Source organism: Kosakonia sp. SMBL-WEM22, assembly GCF_014490785.1.
Classification (GTDB): Bacteria; Pseudomonadota; Gammaproteobacteria; order Enterobacterales; family Enterobacteriaceae; genus Kosakonia.
In genome coordinates, this window is record NZ_CP051488.1 from 2849237 (window position 1) to 2874407 (window position 25171).

The window sequence follows — 25171 nt, forward strand, 5'->3', positions numbered from 1 at the left end:
GATTTGTCAGATGTCTTCAGCGACAACACCTGCGGAGATAATGGCTCCGCCAATCTCACGCTCGCCGTAAAGCAACGCGACGGGGTTCCCCATCGCAAGGGTATTCACTGAACCACCGAATGCATAGCTTGGCTTATTGTCCGGATCATCACGCCCCTGCAATCCTTTGGGCTGTGGTGACAGCATCTGATACAGGCCGCCCGCCATCATTGATGCCCCTGACAAGATGAGCCCGGCCCCAAATGTGAGACCGACGCCGGCCCATCCAGTCGCTACACCGACGATCACCCCGGCAACCACCATTACCGCCCCCAAAATGGTCTGAAACATTCCTGCCTTTTTCGCACCTTCCATTACTGGAGCGATACGGATATCACTGTCACCTGCCAGCCCCTGAAAGTCCTGCACGCCAATATTTCGCTTGCCGCGAAATACGGCAAATGTCATGCCATTCTTTTTAGCGTTCATCAGGTAGTCTTCCAGCCCGTCGAAGTTGATGCACAGGGCCTTTACCGCTTCGGCGGATGTCTGCACCGCCAGCTTATGCACTCGCCCGAACCGGGCGCCCAGCGAGCCATACAGGCGAATAGTCGTTAAACGCGCCATGGTTTTATCTCCTGTGGCAGGTCTTTATGACGAACGCAGATCATCGTGCGGTCTTTAAAATAGCCTCGGGCATACGGAGTAATGCAGGAAGGCTGGCCGTACAGGTGATGGAGCAGCTCACCCTCTTCAGTGATAATGCCCGCATGGTTCCACTTATCGGATTCAACCTGCATGATGACCATGCACCCGGGTGCCGGGTCACATTCGATGAAGCCTTCTTGCTCCCAGTTATCAAAATAGAAGTTGTCCGGGTACTGACTTTCCCACCATGGATAATCGACGCGGAAATCGTCTAACGTGACGCCCTGGGTGATGTGCCAGTCCATGATAAGCCCCCAACAGTCGTGTGAACCCAGGATAAACGTGCGGCCGATAAGCGGCACCGCCTCGGGCATTATCTCGGCGTATTCATCGCTGTCCGGCGCGTAAATGCCCCAGACCACGCCGGAGTTGTTGCACTGCTGGCGATCCAGGTCTGACGGTATAGGCCGTGCACCGTCGCCGGGGTGGGAATGTATAACGCGTATAATTGTACCGATGTCCTCAGCATTCGCCCAGAACTCGCCATCGATACGGAAATGCTCGGTCGGGTTTTCGTGGGTGTTCGATACGGGGATATAGCGCTGGCGACGGCCAGACTGGATAACGAATCCGCAGCACTCGCGCGGGGATTCCTCCAGCGCATGCGCCCGGATAGCCGACATTATGGTTTTGTTCATTGGTATGTCCGTTTATCGGGTGAAAAGAACCGTCGCCGGGAAGCCGCCAAAATCGAGGATCGCTGCGTTTGGCTCTGCCAGCCCGGCACCGAACCTTTTACGACAGTCGCTAAAACACCCACCGCAGAAATCCAGTGCCGGATCTGACACCGGATTACCGTTTGCATCAAAGTATGCCGTGCCATTGTAGGTACAACCATCGCCACTTCGGTAATGACCACGTAGCGCCCACTCACATAACGACGTAATTTGCCGTGTGGGTATCACCAGGCTTTGAAGATCTGCCGGGCTGCTTAGTGCCCAGGTCACCACCTCGTCATCTTCGGACGTTTTGGTATCCAGCCAGAAGGTCTGAAGCGTGAACATAGTCGGATCGGCAGTGGGATTAACTCGCTCGGGAAAATTCACCGCATCCAGATACACCGCATAGGTGTCGATAATGCTCACCTTCGCGTTCACCATGTCCTTAAACTGAAGGCATAGCGCGGTGATATGGCCGTCAAGGTTTGAGACGCTGAGTGACGGCTCTGCCGCCTGGTCAGTTGAGAGAGCCAGTCCTGTTAACTGGAAAGGCCAGAAATCATAGACCTTACCATCGAAGACTACAGGCTTGGGCCCGAGCTTGCTTTCATCACCCTGCGCCTCGTCAATCTCCCGGGGAGTATGCGGAAAAGGACTGTAATGAAAGCGGTGAATACCACCACTGAATTCTGAGGCGTCCACTTGCACCAGCCGGACTTTTCCGCCTGGTGCAAGCATGGCTGCCGTATCAATAAGGGCTGTCATGGTTGACCTCAGGCATAGACGCCGTAGGCGCGCTTTATGGTGAAAGTAAGCTCTGCTGCGTTGCTGCTGATCTGGTTCTTACGCACAGAATCTTTGACGACCCGATACAACCCCTTCTCCTCGCCGGGTGGCGTGATGATGAAAGCCTTAACGGTATGAGCCAGCAGGAATGAGCGAATTTCGTTTATCAACACCTCTTTACCAACATAAATCATCGGAACCTGAATGGCAGTAGAGTTGATGCCATTTTCAGCCACCTGCTCATAACCGTCACCGAACTGTGAGGCCCGGATTGTCTGGTTATATTCAATTGCGCCCGCTCCGAGTTGCGCGGGCCATTTATAGGTTTCAACAGCCATGTTTGCTCCATAAAAAAAGCCCCGCATAAGCGAGGCTGGCATCAGGGATTCGGCAAAATACTTTTCAGTTATCTTTGAAAACTAACGACCCTTCGTAAAGTTGTAGATCATGCCCCCTGGCTTCAGGTGCTTCTGAATTACCAGGGTTGCAGCGTTTTGTATTTCAGTCGCCATGGCGCGCCCCATAGCGTCTCCAGAGCTGCTGGATTGAGCCGAAGCGTTACCACTGGCATCGACGTTTACAGTGGTATTAATTACCGGTGCAGCATTACCAGAACCGGACATGAGCCCCAGCATGGGCGGCCTGCCGACAACCCCACCTTCAGCATATCCCTGAGCACCACGCATCATCGCATAAAGATTATTGACACCGATTGCAGCTGTGGCCTCTTTGGTAAAGACGAACTCACCGCCGTGTACCACCCCTTTGGGCTGATATTTTCCGCCATCGCCTGTGTAACCGCCGGTGTCGAATTCAGGGATATATCCCCCGTTCCACGCTGGCCGGAAAGACGGGACAGCAAAAGACTGGCCTGCACCACTACCTGCTGATGAGGTACCCGAAGAAATCCATCCCATTGCGGCCTGCACGGTGTACGCCACCAGTAGTCGGTTAATGACATCAGCGATCATCTTCATCATGGAGGCGGCGAAACTTTTGAAACTGGCCGTTCCGGTAGTGACCAGGCTTGTCAGCATATCTGATATACCGCCCAGGGCTGACTGCGCTACGCTTTGCATTGAGCCATAAACGTTGGTTGCCGCATCAAGGTACTCGGCCCAGCCTTTTCTGGCTCCTGCCATCCAGTCGCCACGTAATTTGTCTTCTGCTGCGTAGTAATCGTTAGCGGCCTTTAACTCACGCTTATAACCGTCATCATTGAGACCACCGCCCGCATTGAGCCAGCCACTACGCAGCTGAGACAGAGACGCCTGCCGCCCGGCAAGTCTGTCACTCATTGTGGCTCCAGATGCAAGCCCGGCTTGCTTCTCCACCATCTGAGTAACGTACTTCTGCGCCGTATCAATCCGCTTATTTAGTTGCTCCTGAGCGGTAATCTGGTCACCGAGAAGAGCTTTCTGCTGCGCAAGTTGCAGCACCTGGTTTTTGCTCGCGAGCAGAGACTTCTCCTGCTTCGATAATTGCCGGGTGCTCGCGGCCGTTTCAAGGACAGCAAATTTAGATTCAGTGGCATACAGGTCTTTACGCTGCTGACTGATGGTGTCGTTGACAGAGCGGTGATCCTGAAGGGTTTTCAGCTGAGCCTGGAGGGCCAGAAGTTCAGCCTGCGCAGAATCTTCGGCACGATCCCCTGCTGCCACCGTTATGCCTTTGGCTTTAGGGGTTTTTGGATCTTTATACAGCTTCTCGATGCCAGCTCGGGCCTTAGATATTTGTTCAGGAGTCAATGGTTTGACTCTCTGCTCATAAGGCAAGCCCTGCGTCGCTTTAACTGCTTTCGCGTTATCGGCAATAGCTTTGTTCAAATCCTTTTCTGCCAGAGCTCTTTTTTCTGCTTGAGTGGTTCCAGCATCCAGATATTTATTAAACGATATCTGCGCATCAATACCATCTTGATTTATCTTATTAAACTCAGCCCTTTTCTGGTTGAAACCTTCCTGAGATTTAATAACAAACCCAAGTTCTCTCTCTTGCTGAAGCAATGCCGCCAACTCTCTTTTTGCAGCACCACCATCACCGACATTACCCATACCAAAAACCCCAGGACGGGATTGGTTGGTGATTTCTTTAATTCTTTGCCTCACAACCTCAAGCTGTTCAGCTGTCGATTCTTTTCTGCCAATACCTAAGGCTGCATCCCAATATGCTTTCCATGTATCAGATACGTCGCGAATCACCTGATCGATAAGGCCAAGGTTGTCAATAACCTGCTGGCTGCGTTGCTGCTCTGCCCGGCTGTAACTATCAGCAGCTTTTTGCCCTGCCTCTTCCTTTTCACCGCGGCGCTCAAGAGCAGCAATGTACTGAAACTCTGCAGCAGTTAAGTAATGCAGCTGGCTGTTTAGCTCAACAGATGCTTTTACTGGTGAATCATAGAGTTTCTGGAAATTAGCAATCGTAGTATCTACTGACTGCCCAACCGCGTCTTCCATGGCCGCAGCTGCCCTGGCAACAACCTCAAATTTATTTCCATCAAATCTTCCCGACCCAACAATTTTCGCCAGTGTTGCCGATGATTCTCCTATTGTCACACCAGCATCATCAGCTATTTGCCTGGAAAGTTGACTGAGTTGCCCCGCCGTTTTACCAGCATAGCTTCCGGTTAAGATAAGCTGCTTGTTGAACTCACTAGCTTCCTGGGCGCCTTTGTACCATGCAATTGCGAGAAGTGAAGCCACCCCCACAAGCCCACCAACAGCAAGCCTGGCAGGAGTCAGGAAAGCAAGCATCCCCCTGCCATGTTCGGCATTCTCAGCGAGTGAGTTCGCATTTTCTGAGAGTGATTCTGAAGAGTCGTCTGTTGCCTCTTTAAACCCAAGAACCTCTTCCTTGATAAACTGAAAAAGCCCGCCCAGACCGCCAAAAGAATCACTGATTTGCCCGCCCTGCTGGATCAGCACCATCCACAATGGCATGCCACCAGCAATGGATGTAGCAATATCCGTGAACTGCGCTGGCAACATTCTCAATGCCTGCCGGTACTGCCCGGCACTAATGCTTCCCTTCCTCCATGCTTCATCCTGCTCACGAAGCTTTTCGATAAAAGGAGCTGCCTGCTGGGAAACACCGAGTTGGGCAGCCTTCATTTCCAGCAATTCGACCCGCGTTTTCCCGATCGATGCTGCCTGCTGTTCGAGGGTCCGAACAAATGAGTCGCGGATATTCTGCGCACGTTGCATCTCGGATGCCTCGGCGCGTTCTGCAGCTTCCAGCTCAGCAATCGCATCCCGGAGCATCCGGGATTGCATGGCGGAAACTTTTTTATTTGCAGCTTCCTGTGCGGTTGCGGCCTCCTGCGCCTTGAGGGCTGCGATGTAAGGCCCAGCCTCCTGCAGCAGCCCCATCTGAGCGGCTTTCAGTTCAAGCACTTCAGCACGTGATTTACCGATGGCCAGTGCCTGATTACGGAGCGACTCAACGAAGTTATCATTCTGCGCCTGCAGGCGGGATGCTTCAGCTAACGCCTGGCGCTCTGCGGCCTGTTTCTCACGAAGCTCTTGTGCGGCAATCCGGGTCTGCACAGCCTCACTGGCGATAGCCAGTTCTCTTTCCCTGATTTGCTGAATCAGCGGGGCGGCTTCTTGCGTTAAACCCAGTATTGAGGCGCGATACTCAAGCACATCTGACTTTGAGGCCCGGAAGGTAGCAGCCTGCTCGCTCAGAGAGTTCAGGAACGAGTCCTGCGCTGCGGCGGCTCGCTGCGTGTCCTGAGCCAGCTTCAGTCGCTCCTGCCCTTCTGCGGTCTCCGCTTCCATGACCTGAAATAATTTATCTCGGGTGGTATCCAGCACTGCGCTAAACCGGCTGTAATCCTCATTACCGAGCAGTCCCTTGCCACGAAAGCCAGCCAGTTTGCTTTGCAGCGTTTCCAGTTCGTCCATTGCCCGGTTAACAGGACTGATTTTATTCAGCAGGTTTTGCAGCTCCTGTTGCTGCTCTTTCAGGCTCTGGGTATTCTTTTTCTGATCGGATGCACCCGCGCGAAATACCGAGTTCAGATCATCGGCCTTGTTTGCCGCGCCGCCGGCCGTCTGCTGGAAATCGTCCAGCGCCTTGTTCCCGCGCTCCAGCTCGGCGGTATTCACCCGGAGCGAAATTGTTGCAATATCAGACATTACGCCCCCTGATGCATAATCTTCAGCGCCGCGCTTTCCATTACGCGGATATCCGTTAACGCGGTTGCCTCATCCTCCACCCCGTTCAGCTTCATCAGCCACGGCAGCACGTTGTAATCCAGCCCTGTGATGCCGCCCATTCCCGTGCGCCACTGCGTGCCCATCGACTGGAAGACAGCGAACGCGGGCCAGACATCGGGCCATACCTCAACGGTTTGCTCTTCTTCGGTGTAGTCGTCAGCGCTCAGACCAAACGCGGCAAGGTCTTCGGTAGAGGGTTCAGGCGTATAAAACGCCGAGGCAACCGCTATCAGTTTTTTTCTCGGTTACCTGTCAGCTCTCGATAGTAGGTGCCGACGATAGCTTTCATCGCGCCGGGGTAGTTATCCAGGAGCATCTCCAGATTTTCACGACTGAACTCATCCGGTAGTGCCCAGGACTCGGTGATTTCAGTCAGGAAGTCGATAGCCGTTTTTCCCTCGATTTCTTCCAGTGCAGCAAGTTCTTTGACCGGTTTATGACGGAAGGTAAACGTAAGTACGCCATCATCTTCGCCAGCGCGCGGAATGGTGACGTCTGCTTTGAAAGTCGGTTTGGGCTGGAGTTGAAATTTAGTGGCCATGTGTTCCTCGGCAGAAAGAAAGGCCCGCTACCGGGCCTGTTAAGGGAATGGATTAAGCGGCTGCCTGCGGGGCAGTATCTTTGTAAAAGGTGATATCGCGGGACTGGATGGCAAACGCTGGCTGTACCGTCTCGACGGCATTCGGCGCAGTGGTTGGCTGCGGATCGAAAGACGGCTTACCCGACCAGTAACGCGTTTCCTTCGCCTTTGGCACGTACATGCGCAGCGGCAGCGTGTCACCAGAACGGTCAGCAGCTGACAGCACGGCATAGATAGGCAGCGTGGAGTCATGCGCAACCGTAAAGGTCTGCGACTTGGCCGCCTTGTAGGTCGCCAGGTTGCGCTGGCGGTCATCGGCAAGGAACTGGATCTGCGTGTACTGCTGGTCACCGCCGGACTGTGAAACTTCGGTGATCTGCGGGATCTCAGTCCACTCGGCTACTTTGCTTAAGGAACCTGTCCCGGAGCCAGCCGGGAAGAAGTTGGTATCGGTGCTGTTAATCACCCCGATCGTCACGCTGGTAGTCGTCTGCGCTGTGACGCGCGCAACCAGGCTGTCAATCAGTGCCCAGCCACTGGAAACCAGCACCACATCGCCTACAGCGAGGCCGTGGCCGTTTGCAACGGTAAAGACAGCGCCTGCGGCATTGCTGACGCCCGTCACCGCCACAGGCGTGGCAAGTTTCGAGCCGACAAATACCGTGGCGCCATTAGGTAATGCGAAGCCCATAGGGATTCTCCGTAATATGAAAGTAAATAAGCCGGCAGAACCGGCAGGGATGATCAAGCTGAGATATCAGCCCGGTAGTTGATGCTGACGGGGATGGAGTAGGACACGCCGTCCGCTATGCCGGGGTAAATGGCGGGCGGTGATGTCACCCAGGCGGTAAAGCCGTCGCCGGGGATCTCTTGGTTCTCTGGGAACAACCCGGCGACGCGGCGGGCCAGCATTCTGGCCTGTGATTTGCCGCCACCCGCTGGCGCGACGACGGTGACCTGATACACGCCGGGGTAGACCCGGCAGCCCCCGGCCATATCAATGCTGTACGGCTGCGCGGGCATATCATGGGAGATCAGATACAACCCGTCGCCAGGCGGATCGAACTGAATGTTATCCCACGCCACCCGCACGCCCTCGCCGTCTGCCCACAGACCCAGCATGGCCTCAAGCGCCGTTGTGATGTCCGGTATCATTTTTAACCTCGCTGACTGCCTCGCTGAAGTACCGTTGGAACTCGGCGGCGGTGATGCGCACCATGCCGCCGGGCGCTTGGCTGGAATGTCCCATCTCCAGACGGTAGGCGTACGGGACGTTATTACAGAAATAGATAGCCGTGGTACCGACTTTGAACTGCTCCAGTACCAGGTTGCCTGCGGTGAGCGTCTCGTGGCCAGCCTTGTCGATGCGCCCGGTCTCGCCAACGGTGCGCTGGTCAAACGACACCTGCCAGTTACCGCGAAAGCGCCCCCCGGTGTAGCCAGGCGGTGCCTTGATATCCATGCCGCCCTTAACTTTGCGGCCTGGCCGCAGCCGCCCTGCTTTAGTTAGGTTGTCCGGGTTTTGCCGCTGCAGACTGTTATGCTCGGAGACCGCCGCGTTATAGGCCGCCGCCGTCTGGTTCACCGCCCAAAGCTCTGGATTGCCGACAGGCGACATCTGCACCAGCCGCGCCAGGATTTTGATGCCGACCACCCGCACCACTTCCTCCTGTCGCTCCTTTGCCTGGCTGACGAACGCATTAATGGACACCATAAACGCCTGGTTATCTGCCATGTTATGCCCTCAGCTGAGCGCGGTAGCACAACAGCAGTTTGCCAGGATTGACCGGGTTGGGCTTCTCAATGCGGTACCATCTGCCGTCCACGTCCACCATGTCACCGGTGCGCAGCTCGGTATTAGCAGTAAACACAATACGCGTGTCGCCGTTTATGATGACCGTACCGTCAATTTCGCCGGGTCTATACTCAGTCCGCACGCCGATCGCAGTGAAGGTCTTATCCGGCTCACGATGTTCAACGCCTCCGATGACCGTTACTGTGCCCTTGCGCTTTACCGGGTACGCCGCGCCGTTCTCAGTGAGCAGGCGCGTGCTGGTGGCTTTCATGCGGGTGTAGTTAACAGGCATATTACGCACGCTCCGCAAAAGCGTTTACTGCATAGCCACGCCCCCCAGCCAGCTCGCCGAGCAAAGCCATCACCGCCGGGTAAGACGGTCTGAACACTTCGCCGTCAGCGACGGCATACGTCGTGGTTACCGCTCCCTCCACGCGCTCGGACTTCACAGCTGCTTCTCGCACACTGCCCAGCAGATCGCCATCCATCGCCTCGACCGCCAGCATGCATTGCGCAGTAACAACCTGACGCGGTACCTCTCCGGCGGGCAGTTCGTATCCGTCCAGTTCGATGCCCGCGCGCGGCCACGCCAGCGGCTGCTTTGGTTCGCTTCGCCAGCCGGCCCAGTCCAGCCCCTCAAGGTAATCCATCGCCCGGATGAGCAATGGCGCGAGCTTTTCCGGCAGCGTGATATCGCGCAGATCGGCAAAGGCTTTCAAATCCCCCTCGCCTGCATAGCTGTTCATGGCCGGTGAAGTGATATCGGTAATGATCATCGTTGCACCCAAAGAAACGGGGCTTGCGCCCCGTCAGTTAGTCTTCGACAGCGGCAGTGAAAGTGATTTCTTCACTGGTTTGCGCCACTCCATCAACTGTCCCCGTCACGGTAAACGTTCCGGCGGTATCGGAGGTGAGTTTCACCGTAGCGCCACCGGCAGAGCCGGTCTGTGATCCCTCAGTGCTCAGCGTGCCGCCAGTAGACGACCAGACGACAGCTGCTCCGGGCACGCCCGCGCTGTTACGGGTATATTTCAGAGAAAAGGTAACCGCATCGATACTGTCAGCAGTTGCGGAGGTTTTATCAACTGACAGTGTTACTCCCCCGATGCGGCCCCCAGCTTGATCAGCACACCCGCAGTGGATTTGTTGCTCGTGAAATGCTTTTTCCAGTTACCGGCCGTGCCGATGGCGGTCAGATCCGGGTTCTCGCCTTTGGCCGTGTCCCAGCTGTAGCCCAGCAGCTCAACGTTGACTGTACCCTCCGCGCGATAGCCGACCGCAAGGTTTTCCTGATCGTTGATGTCGTAGGAGCGGAAGCCCGGCGCCTGGGATTCAGTCACGGTCACCGCACCGGCCACCAGCCCCAGAATAGCGGCGGCATCCATGGTATCGGTCACCAGCACGGGCTTACCCAGGGTGCCCGGCTGGCCGCCGTACACCACCACGCCCGCTTCTTCGTATATCTTGCTGGCGATCGCCTCTTCCACAATGTCGAAGTAGGTGGCGGAGTGCATAACGAACAGCACCACGCGGTTGAATTTGTCACCGTATTTGCGCAGGCCGCGCGTCAGGGTTTTCTTCCCGTCGGTTTCGATATCGGCGGTCACCACCATATCGGTGTTTGCTCCGATTGCCGCCGTCAGCGCCTTAAGGCCATATTTCACGTAGCCTTCCAGGGTAGCGTCAGCAACATCAACGCCAATCACTTCGGAGAACTCGTCAACCGTGCGGCCACGGCGTTTAAAGGCTTCCTCAGTGGTTTCGTACGGACCGTATTTCCACGGTGCCTTAACAGAAACCGCCTCACCGGCACCGATTTTTTTACCATTCACCTTGCCGGTGGAGTTCACATCACGCGATTCGATGGAGCCACCTACTTTGTAGAAGGCGCGCTTGCGGAAGTCGCCTTCAATGAGTTCATTGTCCAGCAGGATCGCGCCGTTGGAGGAAGTGTTGAACACTTCCAGATTGTCCTGCCGGCGCTCGAGGAAAGCGGTCTGCGCCAGATCGTCATAGATGACCAGATCGTTATTAACAGTTGTAGCCATTGAGTAAGTCTCTTATTTCGGAAGTTTGAGGAAGGCCTGCTGGCCATGCTTGCGGATATAGTCCGCCTTATCGCTGGCGCTCATCTCTGAACGTTTCTGACTGCCACCACCGCCTGGCTTGTGTCCACCCGCGCCGGTACCTTCAGCGCGCGGGAACAGGTGCGGGGCCGTCTCCTTGAGCGACTCCGCCCATTCAAGCGGGCTTAGTGGGGTTTTGCCGTCCTTACCGAACAGAACGTCGCCATTTGCATCAACTGCTACGGCCTCGCCTTCGTCGTTGAGCTGGAATGTGCCTTTGGCACGCAGGATCAGGTCATCGGATGCTTCCGCCAGTGCGCCAGCTTTTGACGCTGCCGCCCGGATGGCATCACCGAGAACGCGATCCCGGAATTTGCCGGAGAACGCTTCGGCTTTATCCGCGCGTTCATTGGCCGCTTTGATCTGCTTATCAACATCAGCGCGCAGGCGCTCGGTGCGTTTATCCAGCACCTCATCAATTTTCCCGGCGGCAATCAGCTTTGCCTCTTCGTCGTCAGAAAATCGCTGCAGGATGCCGCGCACCGCATCTGGGTCGATACCGTCAAAGCGAGACAGATTGTCTTTCTGCTGCTTGATGGTGCCCAGCAGCTCGGAGTTTTTGGTTTTCAGGCCGGAGACCTGGGCAGCGACCTGATCATCAATCAGCTTCTGAATTTCTGGCGTAATTTCGGTACCGCCGCCCCCGCCGCCCTGGCCATCATCTTCTGGTGCGTAGTATTTCAGGAGCATATTTCGGATTAACATGATTTCCCCTTGGGATGTTATGGGCCTCGCCCAATAAAAAAGGCTGCCCGGAGGCAGCCGTAATTGAAAAATGTTTTGGGATTAACTGAGCGCTTTAAGGCGGGCCAGGCTTATCCATTCCCCTTTGTCTGTGAACATTTCCCCGAGCTTCAGCTCGCCAGCGCGGTAAAGCGCGGCCCGCTCCGGCCCGAGGATCTCATCCTGTCGCGACAGCGACTGCCGGGCCAGCCAGTCAAGATATGTGGTATCCGCTGGCACCTGCCCGTCCATGCTGGCGCGTGTATCTTCATCCAGCTCGTTACTGTCGATCCCAAGCTCACGCCATGATTTGGTAATCAGCGTCTCCGTGGAACGGCAGCAGAAATGGATTTTCCCCGGCCCCTGCAGATACGGAACCTTGTGACCCACAGGCTTGTTGTCCAGAGTGTAACGGAGGCGATCACGGATGATGCACGTCGGCGTGGTTTTGTTGTCCAGGGTGGAGAGCCACTGTTTACCTTTCAGGACATCGCCGTTGGCTTCTGCAAAATTAGTCCGCGCCGTGGCTGCCAGGTGATTCACAGCCGTTTTGGTAATGCTGGCGGCATTGGTCCGGCTGAGCTGCAGCGCCCCGTCCTTATAGCCTTTGCTGGCGATCCCGCGAACCTGCCGGGCAATGGTCTCCGTGGTATCACCCTGCAGGTAGCCGCGACGCACTGCATTAACAACGCGTGCCATGCGGTCGGCTTCAAGGTTATCGGCCCATTCGCTCAACAAACGTCCCTGAAAGGGCTGTGCCATGGCGGCCGCGTAAAGCTGCTCAGGCGTGATGCTCTGCAGTGGGTACCGCTCTTTCACCCGCTGCGGCAGCAGTGAATCAAACAGGCTCAGTTGATAGCCTGCTTCATGCCCGGCCAGCTGCAGGAGCTCATCGGCCAGGCTGGTCTGCATGCCCGCTATTGCCTGCTGGTTAAGCTCGCGTACGCTCCCCAGCATGCTTTCCAGTCGGCTGACCGTAAACTGACTGGTGGGCAGGCTGTCCATCGCCAACAGTAGCCGTGCGGTAAGCTCAGCGTCGCTGTCGTTCAGCAGCTTAACCATGCGGTTTGCCACACCAGTGCTATAACGGCTGATCCAGACGGTGTGGGCTATGGCTTCGTCACGTAACATTTCATTTACCGTTGCCATCGTTACCGCCAATCAGGGTGGGGGTGGGATTGTGCAGTTCGTCAATGATATCGTCGGGGCTGTCTGCTGGGTTGATGAGGTCAAGCTTCTGCAGCGCACGAATCATATCAGTGTCACGGATTGCACCGGACTGCCAGGCGTTCACAATGGCGGTAACCATGCCGGACTCGGCGACCTTAGCTATGAACTCCTGGTTGATCGCGTAGGCCGCCTGCTGCTCGCCGACGCCCAGATATTTCGCGCACCAGCCGATGGCCAGTGAATAGGCCTCCGATACGTTCGAGACGCAGATCCCCAGTACAGAAGTGGACGATGTCTGCTCACTGCTGGACTGTGTTGCGGTTTTCACCGCCGCGTTCTGCTCGATGAGCCGGGCACCCAGTTGCACCATGTAGTCGCGCTTACTGTCCATAGCCTCTTTCGCCAGCATGTTGGGTTGTGCCTGGGCATAACCAAAGTTGCCCTCTCTGGGCAGCAGCAGCGGCGAGCGGGAGCCGATTTTAACCCCCTTCTTTTCCAGATGATCGCGCCATCCTTCATCAAGTCCCGTCATGTAGGGCTGGACCTGGCCGCAGAACCACACGCTGTCTTCGTAATCAGCACTGTTCCGGAAGTGACCATGGTTTATCTCCACCAGCGCGGCGAGTGGTGAGTCGTCGATAGTCGGATCGTTGTTCTGCGCGCCGACGAAGGTAAACGGGATTTCGTCCCAGCTGTCTTTGCCTTTGGGCTTCGGCTGGTATTCACTGGTAACAACGTATGCAGCGGAACCGGCATCCGCGCTGCGGCGCCACACCCGGCAGATGAACCGGCCCTCTTCAAGCGCAAGCTCGCGATACTGGACCTCATCCTTAAACGCGTAGCCATCCTCCTGCTCCACACATTCCCTCAACACCACCAGCACCAACTGATCGCGCCCGTTGATGCGCTTCGTGCGCCAGTTGATGATGTTCTCGGCCAGATAACGCAGGATAATGGCCTGGCCACTCCCCTCAGCGTAATCGACATAAAGCCCGTCACGGGCCACCTCCAGCACGTTCTCGGTCACCAGCTGCGACTGCTGGTAAATGCTGGTGCCAGCGCCGTCGGCGTTCTTCAGCAGATAGCTCAGTTTCTCCGGCGCGGAAAAGGTCGGATCCTTTCGAAAGGCCAGCCCGAGGAGGCCAATCTTGGTATTACCAGTAATCGCATAGAAGACCGCCCGCTGCAGGTAGTCTTCGTTGCGCTTGCGGTTGCGCATGCTCTTGTCCGTGGAGTCAAGCAAAGGCAGATAGTTGTTGCCCGGTTCTTTTACCGCCTCTGCCCCTTTGCAAAAGTCCCTGATTTTCTTCCAGGCAGCACTGGCCGCCCGGTGTTCAGGACGAACCCAGGTGATGTCGTTATTAGCCATATCAGAAGGTGGTATCCATAGTGATTGAGTATGCAGGTTTGACGATGGGGTAATCCTTCACAATGAAATACCCGCCACCATCGTTGGGGTGATCGTTATCTGTCTTTTTGTCCGGCTCGCCGTTTTTATCCCATACCTGCTGCTCAAGACTTTCCGTATAGACCGGGCAGCGCTGGACATTAACCAGGTAACGCCGTTCGCCCAGCGCATTACAGAACATGGCGTTCATCGAGTTAATACGATCTTTCACCGGCGGATTGGAAGCGTTAACCATGACGCTGAACCCCGCTTCTCTAAGCTGGGCAATATCGGTCAGGCTGGCGCAGTTGGATTTGCGGCTGTCGCCGGAGGCATCCGGATATATGTAGATCTGGCGGCTGGCAACGTAGCGGCCGCCCTCATAGCGCCAGAACTCTTCCTGAATGCGTTTGATCATCGCCGGAGTGTCATAGACCTTCACCAACTCCCGCACCGCGCGCGGCAACCCTTCACGCTTCACATGAACGATGGCTGCCATCTTACCGACGTTGAAGTCCATGCCGATAAACAGCGGCTCGCCCAGCTGCTCTTCATCTGTGCAGTTGTTCAGCCTGCGATCGAACTGGTGGTAAATGGTGCCGCTTGTCAGGTTAGTGAAATGCCCGCGCAGGTAGGCTTTTATCAGCTCTGGTGGATAGCTCGCCAGCAGCGAGGGAATATAGTCATCAGGCAGGTTCGCTTCATTATCAAACGTGGAAGCCTGCACAAGTCCGTACAGGGTTGCCAGCTCAGGCTTATCGCGCACTGCCTTAACGAACTGCTGATAAACGAACTTATACCCTTCTGGTGTGGTGGTAACGTCAATACCGTTACGCAGTCCAGCGACCTTATAGCGCATACGGGCGATGATTTTCCGCCAGGCCTGCTGCGCTTTGAGGGCGGGCATCACGTCGAGCTCATCCACCAGCGCGTTGCCGATTTTAAAGCCGACAATCGTGGCCGGTTTCTCCATTGAGCGGCAGATGGTGGTGCCGCGGTACTGCCTCCCGGCGTAGAAATGGACCTCTTTGTTGCTCTCGCTGATCTGGACCTTAAGGCCCCAGTCGAACGCCACCTCCTCCACTGTCGGATAGAAGATGTCCCGGATTTGCGGATAGGTCGGAGCGAAGTAGCCCTGGTTGATCTTAGGGTGTTCCCACATCCCCTTGCAGATGCCCCCGCAGCCCACCCATGTTTTACCGGAACCGAAGCCTGCCACGTAGGCCTTGAACTTATGCGGCATAGCCAGAAACTGCGCCTGCGGTACGTTAAGGGTAGGCGATATCCCCGTCATCGTCTTTCCTTACGCGAGCATCCGCGACGTTAATGTTGATTGCCACGGGCAGTGGTACTTCGTCTTCCGGATCGGCAGCAAGCTCTTTACGGAGTTTTTCCACCTCCAGCTGGCGGCGCTCGATTTCGATCTGCTGCAGCTGCTGCGCAAACTCGCTGTCCGCCAGGCCAAGCCGCTTCATCACTGCTTCATACATGCGCTCACGGCTGATAGCTGTAATCTCAACGCCGTTTTTACCGAGCTTGATGCCGGAATAAGCCAGGCGGGAAACAGGCGGTAGCTTGCGGGTATCAGCGAAATACGGCTGACCGATGCCGTCACCATTGCAGCGCGGGCACGCCGGGTTAGGTTCCCGGTTGTGGTCATAGCCGTAACCGCCGACATCTACCGGATCTTTACCCTTTTTCTCGATCGCTTTAAGCCGATGCTCTTCAAACTCCACCATGTCACGCCACTGATAGTTATGGCCAAAGCCATGACAGTAGCGGCACGCACCACGGCGATATTGCGAGAGATCGTTAGCGTCAAAAGTAGCGAGCTGCCACATTTGCGCCAGCACCTCATCAGCACTGGCAAGCGTTCGCATCAAGGAGGCCTTTTGCTGTTTATCAATAGCAACGGCAACTGAAGTTTTCTGAAGGAGTTGATAACCAATTTGCTCAGCAGTCTTTGCACTGTACCCGGCACGTATGGCGGCCTGGGTGGCGTTGCGGTCTTTCAGGTATTCTGCCACAAAGATTCGCTGCTGCGCTGTCAATCCGTCATTTTCCACCAGTGCATTAACGTCTATTTCCTTCTGCGCATTGCGCACTTTTTTCTGCGCAGTTTTTTGCGCAATTTGCGCAGTTGGTTTTTTGATGTGTCGACGTGCAGTAGCGTAGTTCAGTCCCTGCGCTTCACACCAATCCTTCGGTGATACGCCAGTTGCGGCATGATCGGACAGGAACCGCTGCTGAAGCTCGCCCCAGTCCGGTTTTGCCATTAGTTACTCCAATAAAAAAAGCCACCAGCGGATGCCAGTGGCTTGATCGATGCTAATTTACTGTCCCGAGACGCCTTAAATTTGATTGAGGTTAATAGTTACGAAGCGCCTCGGCCGCTTTTATATCAATCTCTTGATTTTCTACAAGTTTCTTACAACGCTCAACAACTTCTTCGACGTCTAAGGCTCGGCTAAATCGAAACTTATTGCGGAACTGCTCCCATTTGCCGAGTGGATTTTTAAGGGATATATCCGCATGGAAAAGAGCCTTTTCATTCTGGTAAATCTCGAATTTAAAATCGCCTGTAACAGTATTTGAGATTGTTATGGTTTTAATCAGCGTGCTAATGGACACCGAGGCCCCTCGTTAACGAAGTGAAATTCTGAATATACCATTTTTTGACCAACCTGAGACACTGAGAGGTGAGGCATCTCTAAGCAATCAATCTGCAGGTCACCTTGACGAGCTGAGAACCAAATACCTTAATCAAGTAGGGGCTATAGGCTGTCGATGCTCACCATACAGTGAGTGCCTACTGTATCGCCCGGCTCTCCCATCAAGACTCAAAACTTCGGAGACATACCATAGTTTGGCGTCTTGATATTGGCTGCCCATATCTTAATGCTTCCCTGAATCACCACTGTAAAGTCTGACTTCAGATGTTCAACTAACGCATTTACCCTGGCAGCATCCCTTACAATGTAATGTTCAATTTTATCGTTTCCGTACTGTGAGCATGCATACTCAGCAGAAATTACGTCGCCATTAATATCAAGCGGTGGCGTAGATTTCGCGCACACACCAACTGATTCGTAAGAGATGACCATATTAGCGGTTTTGAAACCACTCTGAGAGATGCTGATCATCACTGGAGTTCCATCTGATGTCTGCGTAACGTCGTATAAAACCCCATCCTTTTCATACCAGATGTTGTATTCGCGCTCCTGAAAAGCTGCGCAGCAATAACCGATCGCTAGAAAATATAAAGACAAGGCGCAGATGAACTTCTTCATTTTAGTTGCCGCTGTAAATTTTTCACAATTCAACAGTTTTATAGCCCAACCGAGATTTTAAGACAAATCCCATACCGCTATTTTTTGCAGAGACTGCTTAAGATTTATCTTAATACCTGATAACCATGCTTGCCGTTTCGGGGATATGTGTAAAAGTTAGAGTACCTTGCGGTGGCCCTTACCCACATCAAGGAAAAGCTCATGGATGAGCTCGTCGTGAATAAAAGTAGTTGTTAGGACCCGCATTAATCCTGTTGCCCTCATTTAGAGGGCGTTTTTTTGATCCCATTCAGCTAGCCCGGTATTCATAACGCGAAATGGTTTTTCCGGCGGCATTTATCACATAAGCAACCTCTCCCTCTTTGAGAAAGGCATTTTGATTCATGCCTGAAACCGAAATGCTCCACTGGTGCGGATTGAACACACACGCAAACCGCAATGAAGATTCGCCGTCTCAGAAAGCTCAGCGCTTACGTTTTCCCGCTCGGTATCGAGAAGATTAAAGGAATGGCTGCTGACCACTTTGAGGCGATTCATGTGCTAAATGTCGCCATCAGATAAAGTGCGGTAGCCTTTAACAGTGTTGTCATCTTGTGGTTTCACCTCGCTCTGACAGGTCTCTTCTGAATGTGGATGACTGTGTCGCAATAAAAAAGCCACCAGTTGTTGCTGGTGGCTTGATCCTTAACCCGGGCAGTTACATTACAGCTGCTTTACGGGTCTGTCAGGATTGTCACTGTCCGGGATATCGGGATTCAAGGGCTCGCCATCAGGTGGGAGGCGATCGGGATCACCCGGTACCGGTGTGTCAGGCGGAACAGGCTTATCGTAATCGGGATGCTGAGACATATATCCTCCGGATTGGAGATCTGATTAAACCCAACCAATACTATTTCTTGTCCTGTTTCGGTTTGTTTTTGTCCGTCTCATTATTTTTGTCGGACTCTTTTTGCCTGTCATTGGAGGTATTAGCTGTAGTGCTTTTCATGATTAACTCCATAGGGTATGCAGAATTTTTCTGCACTTTAAATATAGTTTCCAGCCCAAAATATCGCGAGCGCAACGGCATAAAGTATTTTTCTTTGCCTGTTTTTTATATGTTTTTATTTTTGAAGCGCAAAGTAAGCCGCTTACTCTGCTTTCGAAATAACTCCATTTGCTCCATGCCTGTCGGGACAAAATTCATACACAGCGGCTAACTGTGAAAGTGCTTTCGGTTAGTTTCTCTACTCCACTCTCTCAAAAAATACTTAGGCCGCTATACAACTGAAATAAAATGGAGTATGACCTTAGGCCGGACCATAAGCTCTCGATAAACAAGGATATATAATGAAAGCAATACCTCTGCTCATTAGTCTTACATGCGTCGTTCTGCTGCAGGGATGCTCCCTGCTCGAAAAAAATCAGAATGTACACTGGGGTAATGGCCCCTGCCCGGCTCCGGCAAAATCTGACATAGAAAAAGGGCATCTACTGATACAGGACGGAAAAACGCTTAAATGTCAGCTTAAGCCCTACGTCAGCAACATGGATTGTCAGGGAATAACAGACAAAACAGGTGCCGACGGTCTGGTTTGCCAAAATGGTCTTGGGCAAAGCATACTTTTCATATTCGATGAAAAAGGTGTGTTACAGAAACACGGCGATATTTGACGCGACTGATAGCACGCATTCAGCTGTCCTAAAACACCAGGATTTATCTGAATACCTGCCGCTTACGCTTGCCGTCCTGAGGATATGTGTAAGAGTTAAACCACCCTGAAGTGGCTCCTACCCATCCTCAGGGACAGCTCATGGATGAGCTCGTCGAATTAGTTAAAACGTGACCGTTCAAATCAAGCATGTATTTATTGCAGCCCTCTCCTGGAGGGCATTTTTTTGCTCAAAAAAACAGCCAAAACAATTTAAATCACAAAAGTAAATAAGAAACCTACTGATTTGACTTAGGTTGTATATCTATTTATCCAGATTGCTCTATGCTTCGCTTGTTCTTTGTAACGAGCGACCGTTTTGGTCTCCCTTCCGAAGTGCCGGATTTCATTTCGGAGGGGACATTTTTTCCAGCCCGCCAGCAACATACTGCCTGCTCTCTTCAATCTGCCGGATGGCAGCACGATCGATATTGCACTGCCCCACTAGCCCGTATAACTGCGCGCTGAGCTGAACGCTTTCACCGAACGTCATTCCGTCCGGCGGCTCAGGTGCATCAATGCGGGAGGTCAGCTCTGCCGGCAGGCTGATTTGCGGCTGGCTTATTGTCCGGTACTCCACCAGCGGCTTTTGCTGCGGCGCGCAGCCGGTCAGTAGCATTGTCAGGCACGCGGGACTGAGCACACTTATCAGCTTCAAGGTATTGCTTGATTTCATTCTGTAGCTTCCGGTTCTGCTGTGCGGTTACAGCCCGCTGTTCAGTTACCTGAGACATCACCTGATTCTGCTGCCTGACGGCGGTAACCAGCTCACTCACGCTGGCGGCCAGTCCATCATTTTTCGATCGCAGATCGTTAATCTGGTCGTCTTTGCTGTTCGCCAGCTTTTCCAGCCGTTCATTAGTGGCGGTTAACTGGGCGTTACGGGCATTTAGTCCCCACAGCGCAACGCAAATCAGGCCGATAACGATGATGTGCGAATAGTTCTTTATGAAGCTGATCGGGTTCATGTCAGAAACACCTCTCTTTCACGCTGGCGGCGCGGCAGGAGAATATCCAGATCGTTACCGGAGCGTTTCCACATCTGGAAAGCATCGGCCGCGCCGTGATATTCATGGGCATTAAGCCGCTTAAGGACGGTGGAATCTTCAAAAGCCTTTTTGCCGATATTGAAGACCAGGCTGCATAGCGCGTCATACTGATTCTGTGTAAGTGGCACCTTAACGCTGGCGTTAATAGCTTTCTCAACCCAGGCTATATCCGCCAGCAGCAACGCGGTTGATTTTTCTTTGCTGATTGTCAGCTCTGGAATGATTGCACGGCCATCCACCGGCCCGGTGTGACCGACGCCGATCGTCAGAACGCCTTTGGTGTCGCGATACGCTTTCAGGTGCTCGCCTTCTTCGCGCTTAATCAGGGCAATACCGTCAGGACTGATTTTCACTGTTATCTCCCGTTTTGCGGCTAATCCACCCGCGCAGCTTCTCGCTTATGTAGTCATTGCCGACATACCCGATGTAAACCGCAAACACCTGAGCGGCTGTATCGGGTACGTTCCAGTTAAGAATGCCCCCGACCACCTGAAGCGTCGGCGCTGCGAAGAATGCCAGCGCACTGCACGATACGGCGTCGAGAACACGCTTACTCCATGAAGACTGTGCATAGGCGCTACGCAGCAGAGAAAACATACCCGCCACGCCCGCATATCCCCATTCTGTTTTGTGGCTGTATAGCCAGGCGATAAGACCTGCCCAGAAACCAGCGTCTTTGTCCGGCATACGTTTCATCTCCACCTCCACCTTTTTAGGGGTCGGTGCTGTGCGTGATTTAAGGAGTCAGGCTCTCGGGCTGCATTTAACAACGAAGCCATCTGAAGTTGACTCCCGGAGCCTGAAAACAGAAAAGGCCGCCCAATAGCAGCCTTATAAGTAGTTATTTAATATTTCAAAATGTTATTAACAGCACTATTTCCGAGTTTTTATCACCCGAAATTTAATGGTAATGTTTCGGATACAACACAGAAGAAAAGGAATTGCCTGTGGCGTTCGAAGAAAAGTACCTTGAATTACTTCGCCTCTCCATGTACCTGCATGCCGGCCATCACTCCTCATCAAATTCCCCGACTGAAATCGGAAAACCAGATTTCGAAAAAAAACCTGGTGCCAGAAAAGTTAAAGCAACACAACGAATTCATGTAAGAAACGATCAGCTCGTTAAGGAAGAGCAATAGAACTTCACACTTTCAAAGCAGGCAGTATGAATAAATATGGTGTGTGTCCGTGTGTCCATACCATGCTCAACGGTGTCGCTCAAAGTAACTCTCCGTTATCCGCAGCATTTTGGATTCTATCTGTTGTCTCAACCTAATCTGGCAGCCCTAGGAAGAAGTCGTACCTTCTTCGCTCGGTTTTGGAGACCGGCGCTCGCCCAACGTCGTGGCTGTATTTGGCGGGCCGTCAAAGATTCGAACCTGTCTACCCTTCCCTTATGAGGGGACCGCTCATACCAAATGAGCTTCCGGCCCGAAATAATAAAGGCCACAAAAGTTCGCGGCCTTTATGTAAAAGTTGGGAGCACTCCATCCAACAAACCACCCCGGTTAGTCGGATTTTAATGGAGTGCTTTTGAAAACCAACTGAACAGACACAAAGCGGCATTGCCCGTGGTACTGTTCAGCAGCGAGTTTTCAAAATCATCCCGTTATCACTTATGATCTTTCGCCGGACTCATCCTCTTCGTCTTTCTCGATCATGGATTCAATCCATTTACGCTGTTCTTCAGTGAGTTCAAGGGACGTCATTTTTTCGCTGAGTTCCTTTACTTCCTTGTCTTGTTCAGACGTCCTTTTGTCAGAAGACATACATTACCCCAAGGATAACCAAGACCCAGAACAAGGCGCTGATTGCAAATACCAATACCCAAGCTGTGTAAGGTGAAATTTTCAACCTGTTGATTCCTTGCTAAATCGACAACAGATATTAGGACAAATCTTAGAGAATACCGTTCAAGGAGAAGGGGCTTTCAGGGCAAAATAATTCGTTATGTTTCTAATGAGGATAGATAAACTGAAAACTTTATAGTAGGAAAACTCTTAACAGATATATGTTCTACAAAATTTGTTTCAACTCTGGCGTATTAATCATCAACATAATCAAGCACACAATTAATTAGCATGCTTATTTTTTCTTACAGAAATGCAAAAACCCCGCCGAAGCGAGGTTTAAGTTTGTTTTCGTACAGGCGCTATATGCCACGATTTGAAGAATACTAGACAAGTTCGGACAAAATCAAGCTTTATGTAGTTAAAATGCTAAATTTTGTTCTCTTCGTCGTGAAAGCAGGTTGCACACTGAAATTCTTTTTCAGCTTTGGCCTCTTCCTGCTGACAAGTCCCCACCAGCGACTCAAGAAATGGCTTCCAGTTGCGAGTCCATGTCCTGATATGCAAATCTGGCAAGCGCCGGGTAATAGCCTTGTGTACAGCCGTTGATGGTATTGAAGAGAAGCCATTTCCAGAGCATCGCTCGCAAATTTTGAATACCGGCGCACCCCGCTCTTTTGTTGCCACGCGATCAAGGACTTCCCCTTTCCCGCCACAGCGGCAACGCGCAGGAATTATGCCCTTACCTCCACAGGCCGTGCATATATGTTTTACCAGCTCATGCTTAATCTTCGGAGCAACCACCTCTGCACCGTCTGCATCGAAAATGCCCGGATGTTTGATCACATCCTCAATCCGGGAGAAAAAACCCGTACCGCTGCAGGTGGTGCAGGTGCTGCTGCTGGCTGCCGAACGGGCATACTCAGCAAAGGCAAACTGCGCCAGCATCTGCATGCACCAGCCAAACTCGCCACCAGCTGCTTTACGCACATTCTTCGGGGCAACTTCCATCGCGTGCCGCACCAGCGCCTGCACTGCGATTTGCTCATCCGTTTTGCTGATCCCGGCCTTTCCAAAGAACGCAGCAAGACCGAAGCGCGCGCGGCTGCTGGTGGTGCCAATCGCTGCCATTACATCTGTACCGGTCAGCCTGTCAGGAGAGGTGCCTTTAACGCTGTCGCTGATATTCATCCCCTGAGGGCTGAAGTGTTTTAGTGAAGATTCAAGTTTCATGCAGCCTCCTGCTGTTTCAGTACTCGAAGATCTGCCCTGGCCTTGGCGCGGATGCCGTCCAGTTCTTCCCGGGTGTATCGGTGGGTTTCGTTGTTGGACTCGAGCGCCAGCACCCGCTCTTCGCCGATCAGCTCGACAAGAGCGGCGCGGTAGGCCTCGATGTTGCCTGATTTGTGGACGTTGCAGGCGGAGCACTGGAGCCATATGTTGTCCGGATTAAAGCGGAGTTGCGGTGCGGCGGCCGTGGTGCGGTAATGCCCGGCATGCCAGGCAAAAGCGGTTTTGGTACCGCAAGAGATGCATCCGTGCCCGGCGGACAGCAGCATTTCGCGCCGCCAGTCATTGAATGCACGCTGAGTCATCTGCACCCAGTGACGAATCGGCTTCAGCTCCTTACGACGTGCCGCGCGCCGCTGACGGCCAGCCTTCTCTTCAGCGCGCTGCCGCTGTAGTTCCTTCTGCTTAGCGGCTTCACGGGCTTTTGCTGTCTGTTCTTTGCCGATGGCGCTGGCGCACTCGAAGCTGCAAACCACCTGCCCTTCACGGACCGGGTTGAACCACTGGCGACAGCTCAGATTTACGCATTTACGACGTGGTTTCTTAGCCATGCTCAACCCCACGCCTTGCTTTGCCATACCCTGCTCGGGCGCGGCGGATGATTGCCCTCCGGCAGCAGGGCGCTGACGGTCCAGGTGATGAGATCAGGGTTGAGGCTGCGCTCGACCTTAACGCCGCGGCGGCGGTATTGTGCCAACAGCTCTTCTGCCTGCTCCGTGGTGCATTCCATGTGATAGAACCAGGTCTCTTTCATCGTCTCAGCCCCCGAAGCTCAGCAGCTGCGCGGCAGCGTTCTCAGCCTCGCGCTGGTCTCTGAATGCCCTGGAAAGGATCCAGCGCCACAGAACATCGAGCGCAGCTTTGTAGAGCTGCTGAAACTCGGTTTCGTCCATATTGGCGAAGGCGATGCTGCGGGGATGTTTCCGGAGGGTTCCGTCAGGCAGTTTGATGGCGTCATAGTGCCCGGACTCGATAGTCACCCAGGCACGATACGCGTCGAAGGATTTGCAGGCACTGATGCTGCCCGTGCGCTTATCGGCGATACGATCGAGGTACTGCTCAGCAGCATCCAGCAGCGCGGTTTCGCTCCCACCGAACGATGCCAGGTATTTGGCATAGCCGGTAACCAGCCTGCGTTCATTTGAGGAGATCGCCCCGCCAGTAGGCTCCCAGTATTCAAAGCCGAGATTCAACAGAGCGAAGAAACGACGGTGAAAGGCCGGGTTGCGGACCTGTTTGAAATCGGCCACCAGCACGGCGCCGAGCTTACATTTTGATTGCAGGAAATCGCTGGTCTCCGGCGTAGCCGGGATCAGGATATTGGAAGAATGCTTGATGAGTTGTAACTGCGCCATGGGATTCTCCGTGGCGCATCAGGTCAACGGGTGTTCAGTCCGTTGATATCATCATATCAGAGGGTTGTTCGAGGCGGTAGCCGAGGCGGCGAAGAAAACGTGTTCCGGACGACAGATTGAAAATGCCTTCATCCTCCATCAAAGGGCGACATGAAACCATGCCATTTTTGATGTAGACGAGGTTGCGGCTTTCGAGCGGCATTGACCCGATAAGTTTGCCATCTGAACGCCTAACAATATCGTACCAGTCGCCTTGGTCCTGACTTTTTTTCACAAAAACCCCCTTCTTTGCTATCAACAGATACATCCTCCCGGCGAGGAGAAATCCATTCCATAAAGCCAAAATAACAAATGGCGCAAATTTCTTAATCGGTTCGCCGCAAGAAAAAATCATTTTTTTCCGCAGCATCTAAACCATACAACAAAACACTGTATGGATAAACAGCATTTATCCGTTTAGCTTAAGTTTGCACATGAAAGGCATGTTTCCGAAAAACTAATTATCTTATTGATCTGAATGATTATTATGGCTACTTATGCGTAAAAATGATGTATTTTTTTAACAATAAAGGCAGC

At 53.3% G+C, this 25171-nt stretch carries 31 protein-coding genes; 2 read left to right on the forward strand and 29 right to left on the reverse strand.

The genetic code is table 11. The features are described from left to right. Window positions 1-6: 6 nt before the first annotated feature. The 20 genes from HF650_RS13535 to HF650_RS13635 all read right to left on the reverse strand — a co-directional run bounded on the left by HF650_RS13535 (window position 7) and on the right by HF650_RS13635 (window position 17420). Window positions 7-606, reverse strand: a complete 600-nt coding sequence (locus HF650_RS13535; protein ID WP_187799122.1) for a tail assembly protein — start codon at window positions 604-606, stop codon at window positions 7-9. Next, a complete protein-coding gene (locus HF650_RS13540) occupies window positions 594-1325 on the reverse strand; it encodes a C40 family peptidase (RefSeq protein WP_187799123.1) in 732 nt (243 codons plus the stop codon). The genes HF650_RS13535 and HF650_RS13540 overlap by 13 nt, the downstream gene beginning before the upstream one ends. 12 nt (window positions 1326-1337) lie before the next feature. Continuing rightward, window positions 1338-2111 (reverse strand): phage minor tail protein L, encoded by a 774-nt coding sequence (locus tag HF650_RS13545; protein WP_187799124.1) that lies wholly within the window; start codon window positions 2109-2111, stop codon window positions 1338-1340. Between the two features lie 8 nt (window positions 2112-2119). Beyond that, window positions 2120-2470, reverse strand: a complete 351-nt coding sequence (locus HF650_RS13550; RefSeq protein ID WP_187799125.1) for a phage tail protein — start codon at window positions 2468-2470, stop codon at window positions 2120-2122. 81 nt (window positions 2471-2551) lie between these two features. Beyond that, on the reverse strand, window positions 2552-6268 hold the full coding sequence (locus HF650_RS13555) for a phage tail tape measure protein (RefSeq protein WP_187799126.1): 3717 nt from the start codon (window positions 6266-6268) through the stop codon (window positions 2552-2554). After that, complete coding sequence (locus HF650_RS13560) at window positions 6268-6582, reverse strand: DUF1799 domain-containing protein (RefSeq protein WP_187802691.1); 315 nt, start codon at window positions 6580-6582, stop codon at window positions 6268-6270. The genes HF650_RS13555 and HF650_RS13560 overlap by 1 nt, the downstream gene beginning before the upstream one ends. After that, window positions 6579-6890 (reverse strand): phage tail assembly chaperone, encoded by a 312-nt coding sequence (locus HF650_RS13565; RefSeq protein WP_187799127.1) that lies wholly within the window; start codon window positions 6888-6890, stop codon window positions 6579-6581. Before HF650_RS13565 ends, HF650_RS13560 begins: the two co-directional genes overlap by 4 nt. 52 nt (window positions 6891-6942) lie before the next feature. After that, entirely contained in the window at window positions 6943-7620 is a 678-nt protein-coding gene (locus HF650_RS13570; RefSeq protein WP_187799128.1) for a phage tail protein, read from the reverse strand. A 53-nt stretch (window positions 7621-7673) separates the two neighbouring features. Continuing rightward, window positions 7674-8084, reverse strand: coding sequence for a phage tail terminator-like protein (locus HF650_RS13575; RefSeq protein WP_187799129.1), 411 nt, complete (start codon window positions 8082-8084; stop codon window positions 7674-7676). After that, the gene (locus tag HF650_RS13580) at window positions 8056-8664 is read right to left on the reverse strand and encodes a hypothetical protein (protein WP_187799130.1); all 609 of its coding nucleotides are present in this window, start codon (window positions 8662-8664) and stop codon (window positions 8056-8058) included. Before HF650_RS13580 ends, HF650_RS13575 begins: the two co-directional genes overlap by 29 nt. 1 nt (window position 8665) lies before the next feature. Next, the gene (locus HF650_RS13585; RefSeq protein WP_187799131.1) at window positions 8666-9016 is read right to left on the reverse strand and encodes a hypothetical protein; all 351 of its coding nucleotides are present in this window, start codon (window positions 9014-9016) and stop codon (window positions 8666-8668) included. Window position 9017: 1 nt separating this feature from the next. Continuing rightward, on the reverse strand, window positions 9018-9500 hold the full coding sequence (locus HF650_RS13590) for a DnaT-like ssDNA-binding protein (RefSeq protein WP_187799132.1): 483 nt from the start codon (window positions 9498-9500) through the stop codon (window positions 9018-9020). Window positions 9501-9818: 318 nt separating this feature from the next. After that, window positions 9819-10772, reverse strand: a complete 954-nt coding sequence (locus tag HF650_RS13600; protein ID WP_187799133.1) for a major capsid protein — start codon at window positions 10770-10772, stop codon at window positions 9819-9821. A 12-nt stretch (window positions 10773-10784) separates the two neighbouring features. Beyond that, entirely contained in the window at window positions 10785-11555 is a 771-nt protein-coding gene (locus HF650_RS13605; protein WP_187799134.1) for a hypothetical protein, read from the reverse strand. Window positions 11556-11636: 81 nt separating this feature from the next. Beyond that, window positions 11637-12722 (reverse strand): phage minor head protein, encoded by a 1086-nt coding sequence (locus tag HF650_RS13610; RefSeq protein WP_187799135.1) that lies wholly within the window; start codon window positions 12720-12722, stop codon window positions 11637-11639. Next, the gene (locus HF650_RS13615) at window positions 12706-14112 is read right to left on the reverse strand and encodes a DUF4055 domain-containing protein (protein WP_187799136.1); all 1407 of its coding nucleotides are present in this window, start codon (window positions 14110-14112) and stop codon (window positions 12706-12708) included. Before HF650_RS13615 ends, HF650_RS13610 begins: the two co-directional genes overlap by 17 nt. A gap of 1 nt (window position 14113) precedes the next feature. Continuing rightward, window positions 14114-15424: a terminase family protein gene (locus tag HF650_RS13620; RefSeq protein WP_187799137.1), complete on the reverse strand. Its 1311-nt coding sequence runs from the start codon at window positions 15422-15424 to the stop codon at window positions 14114-14116. Further along, entirely contained in the window at window positions 15399-16406 is a 1008-nt protein-coding gene (locus HF650_RS13625; RefSeq protein ID WP_187799138.1) for a terminase small subunit, read from the reverse strand. The genes HF650_RS13620 and HF650_RS13625 overlap by 26 nt, the downstream gene beginning before the upstream one ends. 91 nt (window positions 16407-16497) lie before the next feature. Next, window positions 16498-16761: a hypothetical protein gene (locus HF650_RS13630; RefSeq protein WP_187799139.1), complete on the reverse strand. Its 264-nt coding sequence runs from the start codon at window positions 16759-16761 to the stop codon at window positions 16498-16500. Between the two features lie 209 nt (window positions 16762-16970). Next, entirely contained in the window at window positions 16971-17420 is a 450-nt protein-coding gene (locus tag HF650_RS13635) for a hypothetical protein (RefSeq protein WP_187799140.1), read from the reverse strand. Window positions 17421-18749: 1329 nt separating this feature from the next. On the opposite strand from HF650_RS13635, the gene HF650_RS13640 reads away from it, so the two are divergent. Then, complete coding sequence (locus HF650_RS13640) at window positions 18750-19073, forward strand: hypothetical protein (protein WP_187799141.1); 324 nt, start codon at window positions 18750-18752, stop codon at window positions 19071-19073. A 384-nt stretch (window positions 19074-19457) separates the two neighbouring features. Here HF650_RS13640 and HF650_RS13645 read toward each other — a convergent pair whose 3' ends face one another. From HF650_RS13645 to HF650_RS13660, 4 genes are read right to left on the reverse strand one after another with little or no spacing between them, the layout of a single operon-like run. Further along, window positions 19458-19604: a hypothetical protein gene (locus tag HF650_RS13645; RefSeq protein ID WP_187799142.1), complete on the reverse strand. Its 147-nt coding sequence runs from the start codon at window positions 19602-19604 to the stop codon at window positions 19458-19460. A gap of 22 nt (window positions 19605-19626) precedes the next feature. Beyond that, window positions 19627-20079, reverse strand: a complete 453-nt coding sequence (locus HF650_RS13650) for an Rz lytic protein (protein ID WP_187799143.1) — start codon at window positions 20077-20079, stop codon at window positions 19627-19629. Further along, window positions 20076-20513 carry a lysozyme gene (locus HF650_RS13655; RefSeq protein WP_187799144.1) on the reverse strand — a complete coding sequence of 146 codons (438 nt, stop codon included), beginning with the start codon at window positions 20511-20513 and terminating at the stop codon, window positions 20076-20078. Before HF650_RS13655 ends, HF650_RS13650 begins: the two co-directional genes overlap by 4 nt. Next, window positions 20497-20856, reverse strand: coding sequence for a phage holin, lambda family (locus HF650_RS13660; RefSeq protein WP_223284162.1), 360 nt, complete (start codon window positions 20854-20856; stop codon window positions 20497-20499). Before HF650_RS13660 ends, HF650_RS13655 begins: the two co-directional genes overlap by 17 nt. A 251-nt stretch (window positions 20857-21107) precedes the next feature. Between HF650_RS13660 and HF650_RS13665 the strand changes: the two genes are divergently transcribed. Next, a complete protein-coding gene (locus tag HF650_RS13665; RefSeq protein ID WP_187799145.1) occupies window positions 21108-21299 on the forward strand; it encodes a hypothetical protein in 192 nt (63 codons plus the stop codon). 1080 nt (window positions 21300-22379) lie between these two features. Here HF650_RS13665 and HF650_RS13670 read toward each other — a convergent pair. From HF650_RS13670 to HF650_RS13690, 5 genes are read right to left on the reverse strand one after another with little or no spacing between them, the layout of a single operon-like run. Beyond that, the gene (locus tag HF650_RS13670; protein ID WP_187799146.1) at window positions 22380-23183 is read right to left on the reverse strand and encodes an antitermination protein; all 804 of its coding nucleotides are present in this window, start codon (window positions 23181-23183) and stop codon (window positions 22380-22382) included. Then, entirely contained in the window at window positions 23180-23791 is a 612-nt protein-coding gene (locus HF650_RS13675) for a recombination protein NinG (protein ID WP_187799147.1), read from the reverse strand. Before HF650_RS13675 ends, HF650_RS13670 begins: the two co-directional genes overlap by 4 nt. A gap of 2 nt (window positions 23792-23793) precedes the next feature. Continuing rightward, the gene (locus tag HF650_RS13680; RefSeq protein ID WP_187799148.1) at window positions 23794-23994 is read right to left on the reverse strand and encodes a hypothetical protein; all 201 of its coding nucleotides are present in this window, start codon (window positions 23992-23994) and stop codon (window positions 23794-23796) included. A 4-nt stretch (window positions 23995-23998) separates the two neighbouring features. Beyond that, window positions 23999-24595 (reverse strand): DUF1367 family protein, encoded by a 597-nt coding sequence (locus HF650_RS13685; protein ID WP_187799149.1) that lies wholly within the window; start codon window positions 24593-24595, stop codon window positions 23999-24001. A 34-nt stretch (window positions 24596-24629) separates the two neighbouring features. Further along, window positions 24630-24989 carry a hypothetical protein gene (locus HF650_RS13690; protein ID WP_346014242.1) on the reverse strand — a complete coding sequence of 120 codons (360 nt, stop codon included), beginning with the start codon at window positions 24987-24989 and terminating at the stop codon, window positions 24630-24632. Between the last annotated feature and the right edge of the window lie 182 nt (window positions 24990-25171).

Bases quoted from the DNA above. Each gene is read 5' to 3' on its own strand.
- HF650_RS13535 (WP_187799122.1), bottom strand. From the start codon at position 606: ATGGCGCGTTTAACGACTATTCGCCTGTATGGCTCGCTGGGCGCCCGG.
- HF650_RS13575 (WP_187799129.1), bottom strand. From the start codon at position 8,084: ATGATACCGGACATCACAACGGCGCTTGAGGCCATGCTGGGTCTGTGG.
- HF650_RS13680 (WP_187799148.1), bottom strand. From the start codon at position 23,994: ATGAAAGAGACCTGGTTCTATCACATGGAATGCACCACGGAGCAGGCA.
- HF650_RS13650 (WP_187799143.1), bottom strand. From the start codon at position 20,079: ATGAACCCGATCAGCTTCATAAAGAACTATTCGCACATCATCGTTATC.
- HF650_RS13600 (WP_187799133.1), bottom strand. From the start codon at position 10,772: ATGGCTACAACTGTTAATAACGATCTGGTCATCTATGACGATCTGGCG.
- HF650_RS13675 (WP_187799147.1), bottom strand. From the start codon at position 23,791: ATGGCTAAGAAACCACGTCGTAAATGCGTAAATCTGAGCTGTCGCCAG.
- HF650_RS13550 (WP_187799125.1), bottom strand. From the start codon at position 2,470: ATGGCTGTTGAAACCTATAAATGGCCCGCGCAACTCGGAGCGGGCGCA.
- HF650_RS13660 (WP_223284162.1), bottom strand. From the start codon at position 20,856: ATGAAACGTATGCCGGACAAAGACGCTGGTTTCTGGGCAGGTCTTATC.
- HF650_RS13620 (WP_187799137.1), bottom strand. From the start codon at position 15,424: ATGACGGGGATATCGCCTACCCTTAACGTACCGCAGGCGCAGTTTCTG.
- HF650_RS13585 (WP_187799131.1), bottom strand. From the start codon at position 9,016: ATGCCTGTTAACTACACCCGCATGAAAGCCACCAGCACGCGCCTGCTC.
- HF650_RS13645 (WP_187799142.1), bottom strand. From the start codon at position 19,604: ATGACGTTCGGTGAAAGCGTTCAGCTCAGCGCGCAGTTATACGGGCTA.
- HF650_RS13590 (WP_187799132.1), bottom strand. From the start codon at position 9,500: ATGATCATTACCGATATCACTTCACCGGCCATGAACAGCTATGCAGGC.
- HF650_RS13570 (WP_187799128.1), bottom strand. From the start codon at position 7,620: ATGGGCTTCGCATTACCTAATGGCGCCACGGTATTTGTCGGCTCGAAA.
- HF650_RS13605 (WP_187799134.1), bottom strand. From the start codon at position 11,555: ATGTTAATCCGAAATATGCTCCTGAAATACTACGCACCAGAAGATGAT.
- HF650_RS13685 (WP_187799149.1), bottom strand. From the start codon at position 24,595: ATGGCGCAGTTACAACTCATCAAGCATTCTTCCAATATCCTGATCCCG.
- HF650_RS13555 (WP_187799126.1), bottom strand. From the start codon at position 6,268: ATGTCTGATATTGCAACAATTTCGCTCCGGGTGAATACCGCCGAGCTG.
- HF650_RS13545 (WP_187799124.1), bottom strand. From the start codon at position 2,111: ATGACAGCCCTTATTGATACGGCAGCCATGCTTGCACCAGGCGGAAAA.
- HF650_RS13610 (WP_187799135.1), bottom strand. From the start codon at position 12,722: ATGGCAACGGTAAATGAAATGTTACGTGACGAAGCCATAGCCCACACC.
- HF650_RS13580 (WP_187799130.1), bottom strand. From the start codon at position 8,664: ATGGCAGATAACCAGGCGTTTATGGTGTCCATTAATGCGTTCGTCAGC.
- HF650_RS13565 (WP_187799127.1), bottom strand. From the start codon at position 6,890: ATGGCCACTAAATTTCAACTCCAGCCCAAACCGACTTTCAAAGCAGAC.
- HF650_RS13670 (WP_187799146.1), bottom strand. From the start codon at position 23,183: ATGAAACTTGAATCTTCACTAAAACACTTCAGCCCTCAGGGGATGAAT.
- HF650_RS13625 (WP_187799138.1), bottom strand. From the start codon at position 16,406: ATGGCAAAACCGGACTGGGGCGAGCTTCAGCAGCGGTTCCTGTCCGAT.
- HF650_RS13540 (WP_187799123.1), bottom strand. From the start codon at position 1,325: ATGAACAAAACCATAATGTCGGCTATCCGGGCGCATGCGCTGGAGGAA.
- HF650_RS13615 (WP_187799136.1), bottom strand. From the start codon at position 14,112: ATGGCTAATAACGACATCACCTGGGTTCGTCCTGAACACCGGGCGGCC.
- HF650_RS13690 (WP_346014242.1), bottom strand. From the start codon at position 24,989: ATGATTTTTTCTTGCGGCGAACCGATTAAGAAATTTGCGCCATTTGTT.
- HF650_RS13635 (WP_187799140.1), bottom strand. From the start codon at position 17,420: ATGAAGAAGTTCATCTGCGCCTTGTCTTTATATTTTCTAGCGATCGGT.
- HF650_RS13640 (WP_187799141.1), top strand. From the start codon at position 18,750: ATGAAAGCAATACCTCTGCTCATTAGTCTTACATGCGTCGTTCTGCTG.